An 18,730-nucleotide genomic window follows, 5' to 3' on the forward strand; every position below is an offset into this window, starting at 1 on the left:
TCTATTGTTCGTTAAATGTATTCTCTAAAACTTCTTTATCATCAAAATGATGTCTTACACCATTTATATCTTGATATTTCTCATGCCCTTTTCCTGCAACCAGGATAATATCCCCAGGATTAGCCAGCTGATATGCTGTCCTTATCGCTTCCTTACGATCAGCTATAGAAAGCGTCTTCGCCTTTTGGTCTGCTGCCACACCGGCTTCAATATCTTTAATAATCTGATAAGGATCTTCTGTACGCGGATTGTCGGACGTAATCAAAAATCGATCACTATAACGCAGAGCCGCTTCAGCCATTTCAGGTCGTTTAGTTTTGTCCCGATCGCCTCCGCATCCCAATACAGTAATAATTTTTTGTTCTGGACGTCGCAATGAACTGATGGTCTTCAATACATTTTCAACTGCGTCAGGAGTATGCGCATAGTCCACAATTCCAAAAACACCAGAAGTCGATTTCATCGTTTCAAACCGCCCCTCTGCCCCCTTCAAGGTACTGAGTGCGGTCAATACTTTCACCGTTTCCTGCTCAAGCAAGATAGCGGCACCATAAACCGCCAAAAGGTTATATGCGTTGAAATCGCCGATCAATTTTACCCATACTTCCTGTCCATCAACACTCATCAACATACCATCGAAATGGCTTTCGATCACCTTTGCTTTAAAATCCGCTCCAGAACGTAAGCCATAGCTTTTCCGATGTGCCACTGTATTTTGAAGCATGACCTGACCATTTCTATCGTCAGCATTCGTCAAAGCAAAAGCATTCGCATCCAGATCGTCAAAAAACTTCTTTTTCGCTTTAATATAGTTATCAAAAGTTTTATGGAAATCCAGGTGATCATGCGTAATGTTCGTGAATATTGCACCCGCAAACACCAAGCCTGCAATACGTTCCTGAACGACAGCATGCGAACTAACCTCCATAAACGCATAATCACAGCCATCATCAACCATATCCCGTAACAATTTATTCAATTGAATAGGGTCTGGTGTTGTATGCGTTGCTGGTATAATCTTTGTTCCAATTTGGTTTTGTACTGTAGATAATAAGCCTACATGGTAGCCTAGCTCAGTAAACAGCTGAAACAACAATGTGGCTACTGTCGTTTTACCATTCGTACCGGTCACCCCAACAAGTTTCAACTGCTCAGCAGGATTTTCGTAGAAATTAGCCGCAGCAACCCCTAAAGCATAAGCAGAATCAGCCACCAAGATATAAGCGACAGAGTCTAACGTCTCTTCGGGCAACTCCTCTACAATAACGGCTCTTGCTCCCGAGGTAATTGCCTTGTCTACAAACAAGTGACCATCTGTTTGAACACCCCGCACTGCGATAAACAAACTTCCCAACTCCACTTTTCTGGAATCAAAGCACAAAGAGTGCACATCAACCTCTTCGAGGTTCCCTACAACCTGCTGTACAGGGATAGCATGCAATACTTTTTTTAAATCCATCATTTACTTAAGTTCTAAATTTATCGCCGTTCCAAAAGGCAGTTTTTGCCCCGCAGCTAACGACTGTATTCCAACTCTTCCTTTTCCCGTCACGTGCGCCTTAAATCCGGCATTCTCCACAACATATAAAGCATCCATCAAACCCATGCCAACCACATTCGGAACAATTCCTTCTTTATATTTTAAATCCATAAATGGCACGCCTCGTGTAGAGGTATCCACCTCTCCTCGGCCAATTGTATCCCAATTCACGGTATTAATTCCCAACCTATCGTACACTTTTTTACTAGCTTCCTTCGAACCCTGCAAAGTCAATGGCATTCTTCCGCCTACATTGACCGCTTTAAACGTCTTTTTCCCCTCCATTTCCATATCGTTTGCATATACCATGTCTGCAAGCTCTTTAAACACGGGCCCTGCAATCGATGCACCATAGTATCCATTTCTCGGGTTACGGATTACCACAATAATGGAATATTTTGGATCCTCCGCAGGAAAATACCCCGCGAATGAAGATTGATATCGTCTGGCACCGTACCCTCTCGAACCATCAGCCATCTGTGCTGTACCTGTTTTACCACCAGAGCTATATAACGGACTAGCAACACTTCTACCTGTTCCTTCAGTCATAACACCTTCCATCATTCCCCTCACCTCTGCTAAAGCATGATCCGAAGCGATCTTTTCGTTAATCACTTTCGCTTGAAACGTTTGAATTGTATTTCCTAAATGCCGAATTTCCTTAACAAATAGCGGCGCTATCAACTTTCCGTTATTTGCGACAGCATTATAAAATGTCAACGTTTGCAATGGTGTAATTTTCATTTCATAGCCGTAAGCCATCTGTACCAACGATAACCCGCTCCAGCTTTTGCTTTTCGACGTTTTCACCAAAGGCACACCTTCTCCGGGAATCTGTAGATCGAGCGTCTTACCAAAACCAAAAGAATGTAGCTTTGATGTAAACTGATCCGGGTTATCCTTATAAGCTTGATATACAAACTTCGTAACACCCACATTCGACGACTCCTCAAAAGCCCTTTTCGCTGAAATTATAGACTTCTTAGGCGCATGTGAATCACGAATCGTATGCTTATAAATTGGCCAGTTACCATTACCAATATTCACAGTTGTACTCGAGTCTATTTTCTTATCATCAATCAAAGCCAGATAAGAAGCTAACTTAAATGTTGAACCTGGATCTGCACTTTGTGCTATTGCAAGATTGAACTTTTCACGGTAGACTCCGTCTTTATCGCGCATAAAATTAGCCACCGCACGCACCTCGCCTGTTTTCACCTCCATCATCACAACACAGCCCTCATCCGCATTACTCGTAATCATCTGCTTCTCCAGAGCCCTTTGCGCCATATCCTGCATATTCACATCAATAGTAGAGATAATATCAGACCCATCAACCGGGGCAACCTCAATATCTTTGTTAACAGGAATCCATACCCCACCAGCAATACGCTGCATTAACCTCTTTCCGCTTCTTCCGTCGATATATTCGCCATATGCCCCTTCCAAACCAACATGAATATTTTCTTTCACATTTTTATAACCGATGGTTCTCGCAGCGAGATTGACAAAAGGTAAAATACGCTTATTCTGCCTATCTGTAATCAAACAACTTGGAAAACGTTCTTTATTGACACGTGCAGATTTAAGTAAAGGGAATTGTTTTACCCGCTTTAAATCTTGGTGTGACACATTACGTTTGAGCAACAAGTAGCGCTGCTTTTTATTCCGTGCCTGTTTTAATAATGTCAAATACTGCCGAGATGATTTATCTTTAAAAAAATCAGCAAGTTTAATAGCCAAGGAGTCAACTTTCAAATTGAAATACTCTTCATCTTCTTCGGGAATCGCCATTGCATCAAAACGAAGCTCATATTCAGGCACCGAAGTAGCCAATAAGCTTCCGTCATTTGAATAAATATTACCACGAGCAGCTTCCACCTCCCGTTCCTGAATAGAAAGGCTATCCGCTAAAGCTTTCCAATGCTCTCCATCGACATACTGCAACTTGGCCATTTTTCCAAATACCAAAAACGCAAGTAGTACGATAAGCCCAAAAGCAAAATAGACACGCACAAGAATCGTATTTCTGATACTCATAACTCTTCCTATTTATCTTCTTTATTCTCTATAACTTCAATCTTGATCGGTGGTTCCACACGCTCTTTCAACCCCAAAGAATCGACACGTTTGGCAATTTCTGTCTGTGTAGACATTTTCATCAGTTCGGCAGAGAGAGACTTATGATCCCAGCCCAATTCCTTTACCTCTTTACTCACTTTATCGATACTCCGAATAGTTCGCTCTGCAAAATGACGATTGGAAATATACAGTAACATCAGAAAGGCAACAAAAGCTCCGAAAGGCAAGTAATGCAATATTTTATTTAACGAAAGGTCTCCAACGGTAAAAAGCGTTTTAATAAACGCTTCTGTTTCTTCCGCCTTTTCCTCGACAGTTTCTTGCAGTTCCTCCTGAACTTCTTCACTCAATTCTTTCTGTCTTATCGTATTTCTGCTCATCCTCTCGCTCCATTTTTAAGACAAATTCAACTTTTCAGCAATACGCAGTTTCGCACTGCGCGATCTATTATTTATCGCCAACTCTTGTGCAGATGCCGTAATTGCTTTACGGCTCAACACATGAAATGGCTTAATTTCATTTCCAAAAAAATCCTTTTCAACTTCCCCTTTAAACTTACCTTTGGCCATAAAATTCTTAACCAAACGGTCCTCCAAAGAGTGATAGGACATCACAGCCAATCGGCCCTCAACACGGAGTACATCAACTGTCTGCAACAAAAATTCCTGCAACGCCTCCAACTCGCGATTCACTTCGATACGAAGAGCCTGAAATACCTGCGCATGGTACTTATGTTCTTTACCCTTTGGAACCATACGTTGAATCACCTCTTTCAATTCAGCAACAGTCTGGATCGGCTGTGACAAACGCGCAGTAACAATTGTTTTCGCAAGCGATTTAGCGTTCATGATTTCACCATACATACCAAAAATACGATGCAGATCCTCCTCCGAATAGGTTGCCAAAAGCGACTTTGCATCCAAATCGCCCACCTGATCCATACGCATATCCAAGTCTGCATCAAAGCGAATAGAAAAGCCACGATCTGCAGCATCGAATTGATGCGAAGAAACACCTAGATCTGCTAAAATACCATCTACAGAACGTACACCTTCCAAACGAAGGCTATTCTTTAGAAACCTAAAGTTTTGGTGTATCAACGTAAAGCGAGGATCGTCAATTGCATTTTCCAACGCATCCGGATCCTGATCAAAAGCAAACAACTTCCCCTTCGGCCCTAATCTCTTCAGAATCTCTCGAGAATGGCCACCACCACCAAAAGTCACATCCACATAAATACCATCCGGCTTAATAGCCAAAGCATCCATGCATTCTTGTAACATTACCGGAACATGATATACATTCTCCATACGCTTATAGTCCAAAATTAATATCTCCCATTACCTCCGCAGCCAAAGATGATATATCCTCTACACCGCCATCACCCATCAATTCCTCATACCCTTCTTTTGACCAAACCTCAATCTTATTAAATTGACAAGCCAAAACCAGCTCAGTGCTTATTCCTGCAAATTCCAGCAAACTTTTGGGCAACAAAACACGACCCGCAGCATCCAATGTCAATTCCGTAGCGCCACGCGTAAAAGCACGGACAAACGCCCGAACTTTAGGATCGAATTGATTCAATTTAGCCAGTTTAGCCGTCATCAAATCCCACTCTTCCCTTGGATAAAATACAAGATGTTTCTCAAAACCGCGATTCACCACAAGACCATCCCGCTCTACATGAGGCATTTGCCTCTTGAGCGCAGCTGGTAACACCATTCTTCCTTTGGCGTCTAACTTGCATTCGAATTCTCCGATCAACTGAGTCATGTCGTCAATTATCCTATTCTAATTTAAATGTAAAAGTATACACTTTCTCCCACTTTCCCCCACTTTATAACATAAAAAAGTTTTCCACATCAACAAATCGCTACAACAAACAGAAGTCGACTTCAAAAAAAACACATGTAAAACCTTATTTACAAGCAGTTAAAAGCCAATTTTCCTGAAAAATAAGCTATTACGCCAGAAGTGATTTTTTGCTCTTTTTTTATCAAAATCAGCAATGAATTGTAAAAATTTCCTCTTTAGAAATTTAATTTTAGCCAATTTTTGTCCCAAAAGGGGGCAAAGTGGGAGGAGTCAAAAACAGAAACAAAAGATGTGGCAGAAAGTGGGAGAAGGCTCCTCAAATAACCTGAACAGAATTCGTTATTGTCGAGTAAAACCAATAATTTTGCGTCAAATATAATTTTCATAACGATATGCACAGAACACACACTTGTGGAGAATTAACACTAGCTGACTTAGGGAAAACGGTTACCCTAAGTGGATGGGTTCAAAAATCGCGCGATTTGGGCGGTATGACTTTCATCGATGTTAGAGACCGATATGGTATCACACAATTAACGTTCAATGCAGATGATGATGCTTCCTTGCGCGCAAGTGCCCGTGAGCTCGGAAGAGAATATGTCATCAAGGTAACTGGAGAAGTTATCGAACGCTCTAATAAAAATGCTAAAATCTCCACTGGAGATATTGAAATCAAGGTTTCAAATCTTGAAATATTAAATGCCGCTAAATTACCTCCTTTTACAATAGAAGATGAAACAGATGGTGGTGATGACATCAGAATGAAGTTCAGATACCTGGATTTGCGTCGTAACCCCGTACGTGAAAACCTTATTTTACGTCATAAGACCTCACAAGAGGTACGCCGTTATCTTGACTCCCAAAACTTCCTGGAAGTAGAAACTCCATACCTGATTAAATCAACTCCGGAGGGAGCACGCGACTTTGTCGTACCTTCCCGTATGAATCCTGGAGAATTTTATGCGTTACCACAATCCCCACAGACCTTCAAACAATTATTGATGGTTTCAGGATTTGATCGCTATTTTCAAATTGTAAAATGTTTTCGTGATGAAGATTTGCGTGCAGACCGCCAACCAGAATTCACGCAAATAGACTGTGAAATGTCTTTTGTAGAACAGGAAGATGTATTAAATATCTTTGAAGGACTTGCAAAACATATCTTCAAAACAATCAAAGGTATCGACTTAGGCAATGTTCCGCGTATGACTTACGCAGATGCGATGCGCCTTTACGGATCAGACAAACCGGATATCCGTTTCGGAATGCAGTTTGTTGAACTAAACGAGGTTGCCAAAGGAAAAGGTTTCCCTGTATTTGATGCAGCAGAGTTAGTGGTTGGTATCAATGCGGAAAATTGTGCACATTATACCAGAAAACAACTGGATGCATTGACAGATTTTATCAAGCGTCCACAGATTGGCGCAACAGGCTTGGTATATGCGCGTGTGAATGAAGACGGTTCAGTGAAGTCGTCCGTTGATAAATTTTTCACACCAGAACAACTGTCGGCAATTGCAGAAGCGTTCCACGCGAAACCTGGCGACCTATTGTTAATTATGGCTGGTGGAACAGACAAAGTTCGCAAACAACTCAATGAATTACGCCTTGAAGTTGCGTCACAACTTGGTTTCCGCAACAAAGAAACCTTTGCTCCATTATGGGTTGTTGATTTTCCACTATTGGAATGGGACGAAGAAAGTGGCCGTTTCCATGCCATGCACCATCCGTTCACATCTCCAAAACCGGAAGACATCCCACTTTTAGATACCAACCCTGGAGAAGTGAGAGCAAATGCCTATGACTTTGTTTTAAACGGTGTAGAAGTAGGCGGTGGATCAATCCGTATCCACGACAGAGACCTTCAATCGCTCATGTTCAAACATTTGGGATTCAGCCCTGAAGAAGCAAAAAAACAATTTGGATTCCTGATGGAAGCCTTTACCTATGGGGCTCCCCCACACGGCGGATTGGCTTTTGGCTTTGACCGACTCGTATCCTTATTGGCAGGTTTAGATTCCATCCGCGACGTGATTGCCTTCCCAAAAAACAATTCGGGAAGAGATGTTATGATTGACGCACCGTCAACCATTCACCAAGAGCAACTGGACGAGCTAAGCTTAAATATTGCGATAAAAGCATAAATTATTTAACTCGATTTTCGAGAAACAATTTATTAACAGTATATTTAAAAGTTGGTAATTTTTACCAACTTTTTTTGTGAAAAATTAGCAGATTAGATGGCAGAGAGTACCGCTAATACGTTTATTAAGGAAAGTGCGCAAAAAGCATTTGACACCAAACACCGCGATATTATCAATTACAATATCGACAAATACAGCATGGCTTTCGAAAAAGGCAAGAGCAAATTTGCGGACCTTGAAAATAGTAAGATAAAAGCGAACCTGATCAAATGGAAGGTCATGGAAAATCTCGATCGCTATTTGTTGCAATTTGAAGCAAACTTCACGGCTCGAGGCGGAAAAGTAATCTGGGCCAATGATGCTACGGAAGCCTTGGACGAAATCTATTCGATCATTGCACGTAAAAAAGCAAAATCTGTCGTAAAGTCAAAATCGATGGCGACAGAAGAGATTGAGCTTAATCATTTTCTGGCTTCCAAAAATATTGAAGCCATAGAAACTGATCTTGGCGAGTATATCATTCAGCTGCTGGATCAAAAGCCCTATCATTTTGTTACACCGGCCATGCATTTGAGCCTGGAAGATATTGCCAAGCTTTTTCACGAAAAATTTGACACACCACTAGATGCATCTGCGGAGCAACTTACAATGAAGGCCCGTGAATTACTTCGAGATCGTTACCTATCGGCAGAAATTGGGATTACTGGAGCCAATTTCTTAATTGCTGAAACTGGAAGTATAGCAATTACCGAAAATGAAGGAAACGCCCGATTGACATCGACCTTCCCCAAAACACATATCGCCGTCGTTGGAATAGAAAAAATCATTCCCAATGTACAAGATTTAGAAGTCTTTTGGCCACTCCTGTCCACACATGGCACGGGTCAAAATCTAACAGTATACAATACGCTACTCACTGGGCCAAAACAGCCTTATGAATCAGATGGCCCCGAAGAAATGTATGTTATACTGCTTGACAATGGCCGCAGCAAGCTCTTAGCGCAAAAAGAACAACGTCAGGGTTTGTACTGCATCCGTTGTGGCGCCTGTCTGAATGTATGTCCAATCTACCAGAACATCGGTGGACATACCTATGAAACGACTTATCAAGGACCTATTGGATCGTTGATATCGCCGCATTTAAATGGCATGAAGGAATTCAAACACCTGAGCTACGCCTCCACACTCTGCGGAAAATGCACCGAGGTCTGCCCCGTTGGTATTGACATACAGCGCATGCTTCTCGTCAACAGAAAAGATTCAGTTGATCAGGGGCTGGCAACAAAAACGGAACAAAAAGTCTGGCAGTGGTTCACCTACGGGATAATGCGAAGAAAACTGATTGATTTCTTTGGCGGAAAATTCAAGAATTTCTTCCTCAAAAAACTCTTTCAGAAAACCTGGGGAGATCAACGGGAACTACCAAAATTGGCAGACAAATCTTTCTCTAAACAATGGAAAGAACATCAAAAAAATAAAGAATAACAAAAAAGAAAGAGGGAACCAATGGTTCCCTCCTCTACTAACACTCACCACTATTTAATATGAAAACTATCCTTGTTTAATTGTTATGAAGCTTTTACTTCAGCATCATTTGTTTTATTCACTTCTCCTTTTCTAAAGTCCTTTCTTTTCAGCTGTCTGTCTCTTTTCCAATGTTCTTTGTGCATTTTACGATTTTCAGCATAGGAATCCTTTAACGTTTTTTGTTGCTCTGGAGTTAACATTCCCATCATTTTTTCATGTTCTGCCACACGTTGTTTTTTCACTTTTGCTCGATATTCTTTGCGTTCAGCAGCTAATTTCTGATGATCCTTTGCTTGCTTCAAATTAAAAGCATAGATATCTTTACGCTGTTTATCTGTAAATTTCAACTTTTGATCCATGCGATCAGTTTTCATTTTAGCAACTTCCTCTGGAGTTTTATTTTTAAAACTATCGTGCATTCTTCCTGTTTTATGTTTATGCATAGAAGCTTGCACTTCTTTCATTTCTGGTTTAACATCTTTTTTTTCTTGAGCGAAACCGGCTAACATCAATCCAGATAGCGCCAAACTTAACATCAACTTTTTCATTTCTTTATTTTTTATAAAACCAACAATCATTCTTTTTAATAAGTACTCATTTTCAACTTATTTATCAGTAAGAGTCGTCTCGGCTATCGAAAGTTTAATTGATGATCTGTTAAATAAAGTTAAGAACCATTTATTGGGAAACAGCACTTAAACGAATCGGTAAAGTATACGCTACACGTACTTTAAGCCCGTTTTGCACTCCTGGTTTCCATTTTTTCGCTTTCTTCAATAAGTTTATAGCAGCATCTCCCGTACCAAATTTCATATCACGTTTAACAGCAATATCTGTCAGTGATCCATCTTTCTCAACGACAAAAGAAACCTCTATAACACCCGAAACTCCTTGGTCTAAGGCCTGTTGTGGAAAGTTGTAATTCTCGGCGATCCACTTCATAAAGGCAGGCAGTCCCCCCACAGGTGTTGGCATAATTTCTACTGATGTAAATGTATTGTTAGCATTATCATCAGTTCCGCCTCCCGATAATGAACCATCTTTAGAACCAGTAATATCACCATCTCTTTTTGAAGAACCAAATTCACCGCGCGCAATATATGTCCCCGATGGATTTGCTTTCAATGTGATCCTTGAGGTCATTGTATTGGGGTTTTTCAACTCATCCTGACTCACAAGCTCTTCGGTAACTCTGCTCGCTGCGGTCACTTTTATATCGGGCATCCGAACCAAATCAAATTTGGATACATCTTGGGCAACTTGCTGCGGAGCTTTTTCCTGCATCATAACAGGTTCTTCAGGAACCTCCTCTTTTTCCTCCACCTTCTTTTGAATTTCTTCCAGCATGTCGGGTCCAATATCTCGTACTTCATAAATCACGGCCGGAACAGTTTGCTTAAAATATTTATTATATGTATAGGATCCTGCAATCAGCAAAACTGCAAAAGAAACAACAATTCCTAACCCCATATTTGTTGCTCTATCAGAGAGATTTCGCAACTCGTAAGCACCGTACATTTTGTTGCGACCAGCAAAAATAACGTCCAGCCATTCTTTGCGGTAGATATTCAATTTAGAGTTCATCATAACATTAAAGTTTAAATCTTTTCATTATGATGAGCGAAAGCCTTATATTTCACAAAAAAATTCAAAATACTTATGAAGTCACTTTTTTCAGCTATTTTTCTACTTACATTGTATGCTTGCGGGAATAATCAAAATCAATCCAAAACTGCAATCAAGCACGAAAACAAGGAAAAGACTATTTCGCCATATTTTGGTTTTTTAAACCAACAAAAAGATTCACTTATCGCTTTACCTATGGATCAAGCGATGGAAGGACCTGAAAAATACAACTATGTGATTGTGGAAAATCAGGTAAGCCCGCTTGAATTTGTTCAGAATAAAATGGACAACAAAGAGAGTAACGGAAGACAGACCGCCCAGAACTTTGCGAATAGTGAAGGTTCGTTATTTAAAATTAGTGACGCGATCAAGTCTGGCGAATTTGGTATGCTTGTCAACAAAGCTTTTATAGATCAGTATAAAATTGAGAAGTTTACAAAAGTTCAAAAAGAAACTTCTCCAGAGATCAAGGAGCAGCTTGAAAAGAAATACAATAGGAAGATTAATAAAAGTACGACAGTTGCGATCCTCAGTGATCAGTCCGAGTTTAATCTTACGGTGTTTGAAAATCAACAAGACTCTGCTTTAGCTGTATTTTCCTACGCAAAGGACGAACAGCTGATCAATTTGGATTTCCCGGCTTTATACGATGATATCAGCACTTGGCGTGTTGATGATGGCGGTCAGTTTGACAACGAGGCTTTTCAGATACTAACCATATTGCGTTCTGAGCAAGGAATTAGTTTTATCAGCATTTTTTGGGGTGCTGAGGGTTATGAACTGAACTTTTACCAGCCAAAGAAAAATTTATTTACCTCTGCGGCACAAGCCTATGGGTACAGTTCCCCCTTATAAATAAACAAGTTTAAGTTTCCCCGGCACCGAAGGACAGTGTCCGGGGAAACTCATATACCCGTATTAACTACAGATGCATCCTAGCCATAGGAGCAACGTCCTGACCAACGAAATCTTTCTTTAAAAACTTGTGATAACCTGCAATAGCAATCATCGCTGCATTATCGGTACAATATTCAAATTTTGGGATAAACACCCTCCAATTGTATTTCTCGCCCATTTCAATTAAGCTTTGCCTCAGGCCAGAGTTCGCCGAAACGCCACCCGCGATAGCAATATCCTTAACACCAGTTTCCTTTGCTGCTTTCTTCAATTTATTTAGTAGGATTGATACAATACGCGATTGTACACTAGCACATAAGTCGGCCATATGGTGTGTCAGAAAATCTGGGTTCTGCTTCAATTGATCTTGAACCAAATACAATATCGCAGTTTTCAATCCTGAAAAACTAAAATTAAGACTTGGAATCTGTGGTTCGGGCAGCTTATAAGCGGCTGAATTACCTTCTCTTGCAAATTTATCGATAAGCGGTCCACCGGGATAAGGTAGATTCAGGATTTTAGCTGTTTTATCAAAAGCCTCCCCTGCCGCGTCATCCAATGTTTCTCCCAAAAGTTCCATTTCAAAATAATCTTTCACCAATACAATTTGCGTATGACCACCAGAAACAGTAAGACATAAAAACGGAAAATTCGGCTTCGGATCCTCAATAAAATGAGCCAGGATATGCGCCTGCATATGATTTATGTCAATTAAAGGGATATTCTGTGCAAGTGCAAATGATTTTGCAAATGATGTTCCAACCAAAAGTGCACCTAATAATCCAGGCCCCCGCGTAAAACTCACTGCATCTATTTGATTTTTGCTTACTTTTGCTTGGCGAATGGCTTCTTCCACTGTTGGAATAATATTTTGTTGATGAGCACGTGAAGCAAGCTCGGGAATCACTCCACCATATTTTGCGTGGATTGCCTGAGTTGCAATAACATTTGAATGAATTTCACCGTTAATACAGATAGAAGCGGAGGTTTCATCACAAGAGGATTCAATCCCTAAAATAATAGCCATAGCTTGAGGTAATAAATTTTAATACAAAAGTATCAAAAAAATAATTAAAATAGTGTCAATAGTCCTTGGTAGTATATTCATTATACTGCTTGCATTGGCGTTATCACTACAGTTGAAACCGGTACAAAATTATGTTGCCCAAAAAGCTGTCGACTATTTATCCAACGAACTAAACACTAAAATAAGCCTCAAAAGCATCTATTTCAAACCTTTTAAATCTATTGTAGTAGAAGATTTTCAACTCTATAGTCCACAAGGAAAAGAAATATTAAAATCAGGAAGGTTAGAAGCCAACGTCAACCTTTCTCAATTCATTGAATTGAACAAAATTGTGATCAACAAACTAACCATTGAAGATACCGAAGCCACTTTTGAGCAATTTCAGGACAGCTCCAATATCTCATTTTTAATCCGTTACTTTAACCCACCTAAAAAAGAAAAAAAGAAAAGTTCAAAAAAAATCATCTTCGATATAAAGGAATTGATTATTAAGAACAATACATTTAGCTATGTTAATCATAGACGTAAGCATTACAATAAAGTGGTCGATTTTGGAGATTTAGGTATTTCCAAACTTAACGCCCATTTTGATAAGATAAAAATAGATTCCAATCAAATTTCGGCGAACATAAAGACATTCAATCTGCGCGAAAAGAAAGGTCTAGTGATCAAAGGCCTTCTTGGACAAACGACAGTAAGCAAGACAAGCATTGAACTCAGCGAGCTTATGCTAGCCACCAACCGTTCTACATTCAAAAATTACATCAAGCTTAGCTACAACAGCTTTGACGATTTTTCGGACTTCATCAATAAAGTTCATGTAAAACTTCGTGTTCGGGACTCCCGTATTCACTCCGAGGATATTGCTTTCTTTTCCTCTCCTATGCACCAAGTCAAATTTGACGTGAATATCAAGCGCGCAAATTTAGAAGGAACGGTATCTTCCATCAACGCATCACAGGTCGATTTAACAATTGGAAAAAAAACCAGTTTGGCAGGTAAGCTTCAGATTATCGGTCTACCTGATATTGACAAAACTAAATTTATTGTTCCCAGTGTAGTAATTTCATCTGAGCACAAAGACTTAAATGACGTTATTAGCGATCTCGGCAATCTAAAAAATTTTAAACTCCCTGAAATTGTTCAGATATTCGACAAATTTTCATTCAAAGGTAGCCTAAATGGCCTATACAATAAATTTAAGACCAAGGGAGTATTCACGACTGCAATCGGTAATGTTGAAGCGGACGCCTTATTGGATATCCAGAAGGAAATAAAATATGCGGGAAATTTTCAATCTAAAAAGTTCGATGTAGGTAGGATAACAAAACTAAAAGATCTGGGAACTACAGGCTTCAACCTACAGGTTGACGGAACAGGTACCGACCCCAAGAAACTGAGCTTAAAGATAAAAGGAGATCTCAGTAATTTCAATTTCAAGAATTACAGCTATCAACATATACAAATTGAAGGAAATACAGCTAAACAGTTAGTTCTTGCTTCAGGGCAAATATATGATCCAAATTTAAAACTACAGTTTACCACAGATATCGATTGGTCTATCAAACCCAACTATCACCTGGATGCTGATATCCAACAAGCGAATCTAAAAAAGCTCAACTTCTTTCAGGGGGATTCCATCAATATTATTAACACGAAATTCCACACCAGTTTAATTGGGGACAACATCAATAATGTTACCGGTGAATTTAAATCAGACAGTGTCAATTTCACTTCCTCTAAGGGTCAATTCGTCATCCGCGATATCAATTTCCTTGCCGAAGGAGATGAAAATGCACGCTCCCTTACCTTGCAGTCGGCTATCGGACACATTGATCTTAAAGGAAGAATAGACCTCAATACAATCGTTCCTTATTTTAAAGCTTTAGCTATGCGCTACGCTCCGGCAATCGGGTTTGAAAACAACATTTTTAATCGCCAGGACTTTGACCTGAATATTAATATAACTTCTTTTAAACCGATCGCAACATTCTTCCGAAAAGACATTGCTCTAGACAGTGGTGCGACGCTCAATGCAAAATTTGAAAGTGAAAAACAAACGGCCAGTTTTAATTTTTACGCACCTGAATTCAAATACAATGGTATTCGACTAACTCACCTGATTGTGGATCAAAATGCCAATTTGAAAAATATGGAATTGCAGACCTCCATCGATCGCATCAATTTTACCGACAGTACCTATATTAAAAACGTCAATATTTCAAACACCTTGGCAAACGACAGTTTACAATTCAACATCAAAATGTCGGAACTTGAAGCGAGCAATAGTCTGGATCTCAATGGCGTTATACGCTTTGCCCATGCCAAACCTGCCTATATCAATTTCTATCCATCGAATATCTTAATCAATAAAGAGCGGTGGCTTGTCAATAATGATGCGCAATTGAAAATATCGAAAGGAAAATGGTACTTTGAAAAACTGACGCTGAGTCATGACGAACAAAAAGTTCATATCGATGGCATCCTGTCAAACGAAGTCAGTGATCAGATCAATCTCAAATTTCAGGACTTTAATCTTACATCCTTAAATGGTATTACCAAGCCACATGGCATCAATCTCTCCGGCAACTTAAACGGAAATATTGAAGTTAATTCTGTATTCAAAGCTGCATTTGTTGTAGCCAATATAAAAACTTCACCTATCCTCTATAACAATATTCCCATCGGCTCACTAGCCCTGAGTGCCAACTACGACCCCGAGAATCAACTGGTAAAACTAGACAGCAAGATGGAGGAAGGAAATAAATTAATTCAGTTACAAGGTTCCTATAACCATTTAAGTGAAAACAATAAGCTTAATCTCAAAGCTAAACTCGTAAACACAGATGTGTTTGTTTTCCAGCCCTTTTTACGAAGCCTGGTATCCAATATTCAGGGCAAGGTCAATGCAGACCTCGATATCGAAGGCGATATCCTGAACCCCAAAATTACAGGTTCCGGAAAATTGGATAATGCTTCGATGGTTATCAATTACCTCAAAACACCCTACCGACTTTCTGACGAAATTGCGGTTACCAATAACCGAATTTTTCTCACAGGGCTAAAAGTATACGATCCCAAAAACAATATAGCAACCATTGATGGCGTTGTAGATCTCAACAAACTGAGTGATCCCGATATCGATGTAACTGCAGAGACGAAGAATTTCCTGGTATTAAATACCACAATAAAGGACAATAATGTATATTATGGCACTGCTTACGCTTCGGGCACTTTTCAGTTTAAAGGACTAACGTCTGCCATGAATATCAATATACGGGCTAAATCCGAAGAAAACACCGTTATTAATATTCCCTTTAATAGTGCCAGTACAATATCAGATACGGACTTTATCTACTTTATTGAGAAAGACTCGACCAAAACAAAGAAAAACGTTAAGAAACGAGATTTCAACGGTCTGACGATGAATATGGACCTCTTGATCAACCCGAATGCAGAAATAAATCTATTCTCCAGTATGGGCGAGTTATCAGGAAGGGGAAATAGCAATCTCAACATGCGGATATCTTCATTGGGAGATTTTGAAATGTTTGGGGATTTTATTATAAACAGCGGAAAATTCAATTTCACCGCTCAAGATTATATCAACAAGATTTTTGATCTCAAAGAAGGCGGAACAGTACGATGGGCGGGAAACCCAACTGAAGCGAACATTAATATCAATGCCATCTACCAACAAAGAACAAGCTTAGCACCGTTGTATAATGCTGCAGGCCGGGAAGAAAACCCTGAACGTGTATTGGCACAGGCCGATATGATCCTAAAAGGGCAGTTAAGTCAGCCGGAAATCACGTTTGACATCAACTTTCCACAAAACCCCGGAGTTAAGGATGAACTGCAGGGATACTTTTCAGATGCCAACAATGTCAATCAACAGGCGCTTAGTCTAATCGTGAGACGAAGTTTTACACCTGGCACACAGACAGACTTTGGTAAAGAAGTCAATAACACTTTGCTATCTGCAGGAACTGAAATAGCATTCAACCAAATCAACAACATCATAGCCCAATCGCTAAACATCAATTTCTTTGATATTAATATCAAATCTTTAAATGACGCATCTGCCTCACTACGTCTATTCAACGACAGACTTGTTTTGACAGGCGGTATCTCCGACCGTAGAAGTCAGGCGCTAACAGATTTGAATGTGTTTTCGGATCGGGTCTCAACCGATGCCGAGGCTATGTTTTATTTAAGAAAGGATGGACGCTTGGTCCTACGTGCTTCCAATCGCCTAAATACACGCAACTTTCTTCTTAGCCCCAATGACGGCGAATATATTAGTGCTTTCGGACTACTCTATCGGCAAGAATTCAACACCTTCTCGGAGTTCTTGAAAAGGCTATTCCCTTTTGGTAAGAAGACGATTACAACAGCTCCTGTTGAAACAAAGAAAAGCAAGGTCAATTAAGCTTGCTGAATAATCCCTTTGCTATTTCAATAGGTCTCTTGCCATTCCAGTAGGCTTCTTTCAATTTTGGCAGTCCACCTTTAATCCCAACCGCATTGCGCCTATTCTGAGCTCCGCCTCGATTCCACCAGTCGACCTTTTCCAGCGTCATATAACTTCCTATACAGGCGATCTGTGGATGAGCTGAACAACTATAAACGAATAGTGTATAATCCGCTACCGGACTGCAATAAAAAAGTCCCTCCAAATAAATGGAAGGACTCTTTTTTTATTTAAAAAATTCGCTTATGCTAATTTCTCAAATTCTTTGTATTCAATGTCCGTAGCATTCAATTTCACTAAACCTTTCAAGTGATCAAATACTTTTAAAGCTTTAGCTTCTTCGAACAAACGATTACCTTGCTCTCTATCTTGCAACAATTGAATTGCAAATTGGTTCAACTGCTCATCAGAAGGTTCTTCGTTGATGTTATACATCTTGATTTGCGCGTAGATACGTTCTTTTGCTAAATTGATAACTTCATCATATTTAACTTCAAGACCATTTTCAGTAACAACGCGGTTTTCGATGATTGTCCATTTCAAGTTGTTCAAGAAGTCAGCAAAACCTTCGTTCAATTCTTCTTCAGAAATGCTTGGGTTAGTTGCTTTCAACCATCTTTTCAAGAATTCTTCAGGGAAAGATACATCAACTTTCTCCATACCAAAAGTATACATATCATTACGTAATCTTTGATCTGAATTTTGTTTGAATAAGTTCTCAACTTCTTCTTTCACTTTTTCTGTGAATTGAGCTTCTTCTGTTACTTCACCTTCTGCGAATAATTTATCGAAAAATTCTTGGTTTAGATCAGCTTCCTCTAAACGGTTGATATTCTTAACAGTCAATTCAAATTTAGTGACGTCTAAAGCAGTTGCTTCCTCTTCAGTGATACCTAAGATACGTGCTAAATCTTCAGTTTTGAATGCTTTTTTAACATCAATCTTAACAACATCGTCCTTTTTAAGACCAACTAATGATTTTTTGATCTTAGCATCTTCTACGATATCTGTGCGGATAGAAGTTGTTTTTTCTAGACCTTCCTCTTTATCTTGTTTCAATGTTGCATATAATACATCACCTTCTTCAGATACTTCTGGATTAGTCATTTTTCCATAGCTACGACGCAAGTTCTTGATACGATCTGCCAATGTCTCTTCATCAGCTTTGATTTCGTACGAAGTAAATTCAGTCTCAGCAGTAAAAGGCAATTCAAAAGCAGGAGCAAGACCAATTTCATATTTGAAGTTGAAATTGTCTTTATAATCCCAGCTGTATTGTGCATCATCTTCCAAAGGAAGTGGTTGACCTAAAACTTCTAATTTATTTTCAGCAATATAATTGGTGATTTTCTCATTCACTAATTTATTGATCTCGTCAAATAAAATAGATTTACCATAAGTACGTCTGATATGTCCCACAGGAACTTGACCTGGACGGAAACCTGGTAATTTTGCTTTTTTAGCTTGCGCTTTAATCTCTTTGTCGACTTGAGGATTATAATCTTCAGGTGCTAATGCGACGTTGACTACCGCATTGATTGCATCTACATTCTCGTGTGAAATATTCATACTCTTTTTAGCTATATCGCATTCAT

At 39.5% G+C, this 18,730-nt stretch carries 14 protein-coding genes; 4 read left to right on the top strand and 10 right to left on the bottom strand.

What is annotated here, in order from left to right:
• Position 1: 1 nt before the first annotated feature.
• Genes B3E92_RS22570 through mraZ form a run of 5 tightly spaced genes read right to left on the bottom strand, consistent with a single transcriptional unit; the run spans position 2 to position 5,398 of the window.
• Positions 2 to 1,462 (bottom strand): UDP-N-acetylmuramoyl-L-alanyl-D-glutamate--2,6-diaminopimelate ligase, encoded by a 1,461-nt coding sequence (locus B3E92_RS22570; RefSeq protein WP_070564941.1) that lies wholly within the window; start codon positions 1,460 to 1,462, stop codon positions 2 to 4.
• Complete coding sequence (locus B3E92_RS22575; RefSeq protein ID WP_286776690.1) at positions 1,463 to 3,580, bottom strand: penicillin-binding protein; 2,118 nt, start codon at positions 3,578 to 3,580, stop codon at positions 1,463 to 1,465. It lies immediately after the preceding gene.
• A gap of 8 nt (positions 3,581 to 3,588) precedes the next feature.
• Positions 3,589 to 4,002, bottom strand: a complete 414-nt coding sequence (locus tag B3E92_RS22580; RefSeq protein ID WP_070564936.1) for an FtsL-like putative cell division protein — start codon at positions 4,000 to 4,002, stop codon at positions 3,589 to 3,591.
• Between the two features lie 15 nt (positions 4,003 to 4,017).
• The gene (rsmH, locus tag B3E92_RS22585; protein WP_070564933.1) at positions 4,018 to 4,932 is read right to left on the bottom strand and encodes a 16S rRNA (cytosine(1402)-N(4))-methyltransferase RsmH; all 915 of its coding nucleotides are present in this window, start codon (positions 4,930 to 4,932) and stop codon (positions 4,018 to 4,020) included.
• A 4-nt stretch (positions 4,933 to 4,936) separates the two neighbouring features.
• Entirely contained in the window at positions 4,937 to 5,398 is a 462-nt protein-coding gene (gene mraZ / locus B3E92_RS22590) for a division/cell wall cluster transcriptional repressor MraZ (RefSeq protein WP_070564930.1), read from the bottom strand.
• A 434-nt stretch (positions 5,399 to 5,832) separates the two neighbouring features.
• Here mraZ and aspS point away from each other — a divergent pair, with 434 nt between their 5' ends.
• Together aspS and B3E92_RS22600 are read left to right on the top strand one after the other, a co-directional pair.
• Complete coding sequence (aspS, locus tag B3E92_RS22595; RefSeq protein ID WP_070564927.1) at positions 5,833 to 7,584, top strand: aspartate--tRNA ligase; 1,752 nt, start codon at positions 5,833 to 5,835, stop codon at positions 7,582 to 7,584.
• 96 nt (positions 7,585 to 7,680) lie between these two features.
• Positions 7,681 to 9,069 carry a LutB/LldF family L-lactate oxidation iron-sulfur protein gene (locus tag B3E92_RS22600; RefSeq protein ID WP_070564924.1) on the top strand — a complete coding sequence of 463 codons (1,389 nt, stop codon included), beginning with the start codon at positions 7,681 to 7,683 and terminating at the stop codon, positions 9,067 to 9,069.
• A gap of 83 nt (positions 9,070 to 9,152) precedes the next feature.
• Here the strand turns inward: B3E92_RS22600 and B3E92_RS22605 are convergent, their stop codons facing one another.
• Together B3E92_RS22605 and B3E92_RS22610 are read right to left on the bottom strand one after the other, a co-directional pair.
• Entirely contained in the window at positions 9,153 to 9,689 is a 537-nt protein-coding gene (locus B3E92_RS22605; protein WP_286767028.1) for a hypothetical protein, read from the bottom strand.
• A gap of 100 nt (positions 9,690 to 9,789) precedes the next feature.
• Positions 9,790 to 10,698 (bottom strand): energy transducer TonB, encoded by a 909-nt coding sequence (locus tag B3E92_RS22610; RefSeq protein WP_070564917.1) that lies wholly within the window; start codon positions 10,696 to 10,698, stop codon positions 9,790 to 9,792.
• 72 nt (positions 10,699 to 10,770) lie between these two features.
• Between B3E92_RS22610 and B3E92_RS22615 the strand changes: the two genes are divergently transcribed.
• Entirely contained in the window at positions 10,771 to 11,592 is an 822-nt protein-coding gene (locus tag B3E92_RS22615; RefSeq protein WP_070564915.1) for a hypothetical protein, read from the top strand.
• 67 nt (positions 11,593 to 11,659) lie between these two features.
• Here the strand turns inward: B3E92_RS22615 and tsaD are convergent, their stop codons facing one another.
• Positions 11,660 to 12,661: a tRNA (adenosine(37)-N6)-threonylcarbamoyltransferase complex transferase subunit TsaD gene (gene tsaD / locus B3E92_RS22620; protein ID WP_286767027.1), complete on the bottom strand. Its 1,002-nt coding sequence runs from the start codon at positions 12,659 to 12,661 to the stop codon at positions 11,660 to 11,662.
• 52 nt (positions 12,662 to 12,713) lie between these two features.
• On the opposite strand from tsaD, the gene B3E92_RS22625 reads away from it, so the two are divergent.
• Positions 12,714 to 17,093: a translocation/assembly module TamB domain-containing protein gene (locus B3E92_RS22625; protein WP_286898426.1), complete on the top strand. Its 4,380-nt coding sequence runs from the start codon at positions 12,714 to 12,716 to the stop codon at positions 17,091 to 17,093.
• Here the strand turns inward: B3E92_RS22625 and B3E92_RS22630 are convergent.
• Together B3E92_RS22630 and B3E92_RS22635 are read right to left on the bottom strand one after the other, a co-directional pair.
• The gene (locus B3E92_RS22630) at positions 17,086 to 17,340 is read right to left on the bottom strand and encodes a hypothetical protein (protein ID WP_115049686.1); all 255 of its coding nucleotides are present in this window, start codon (positions 17,338 to 17,340) and stop codon (positions 17,086 to 17,088) included. The genes B3E92_RS22625 and B3E92_RS22630 overlap by 8 nt on opposite strands.
• Before the next feature lie 38 nt (positions 17,341 to 17,378).
• Complete coding sequence (locus B3E92_RS22635; protein WP_046673958.1) at positions 17,379 to 18,704, bottom strand: trigger factor; 1,326 nt, start codon at positions 18,702 to 18,704, stop codon at positions 17,379 to 17,381.
• Between the last annotated feature and the right edge of the window lie 26 nt (positions 18,705 to 18,730).

The sequence above is a fragment of the Sphingobacterium sp. UBA6317 genome (assembly GCF_002440385.1).
GTDB lineage: Bacteria > Bacteroidota > Bacteroidia > Sphingobacteriales > Sphingobacteriaceae > Sphingobacterium > Sphingobacterium multivorum.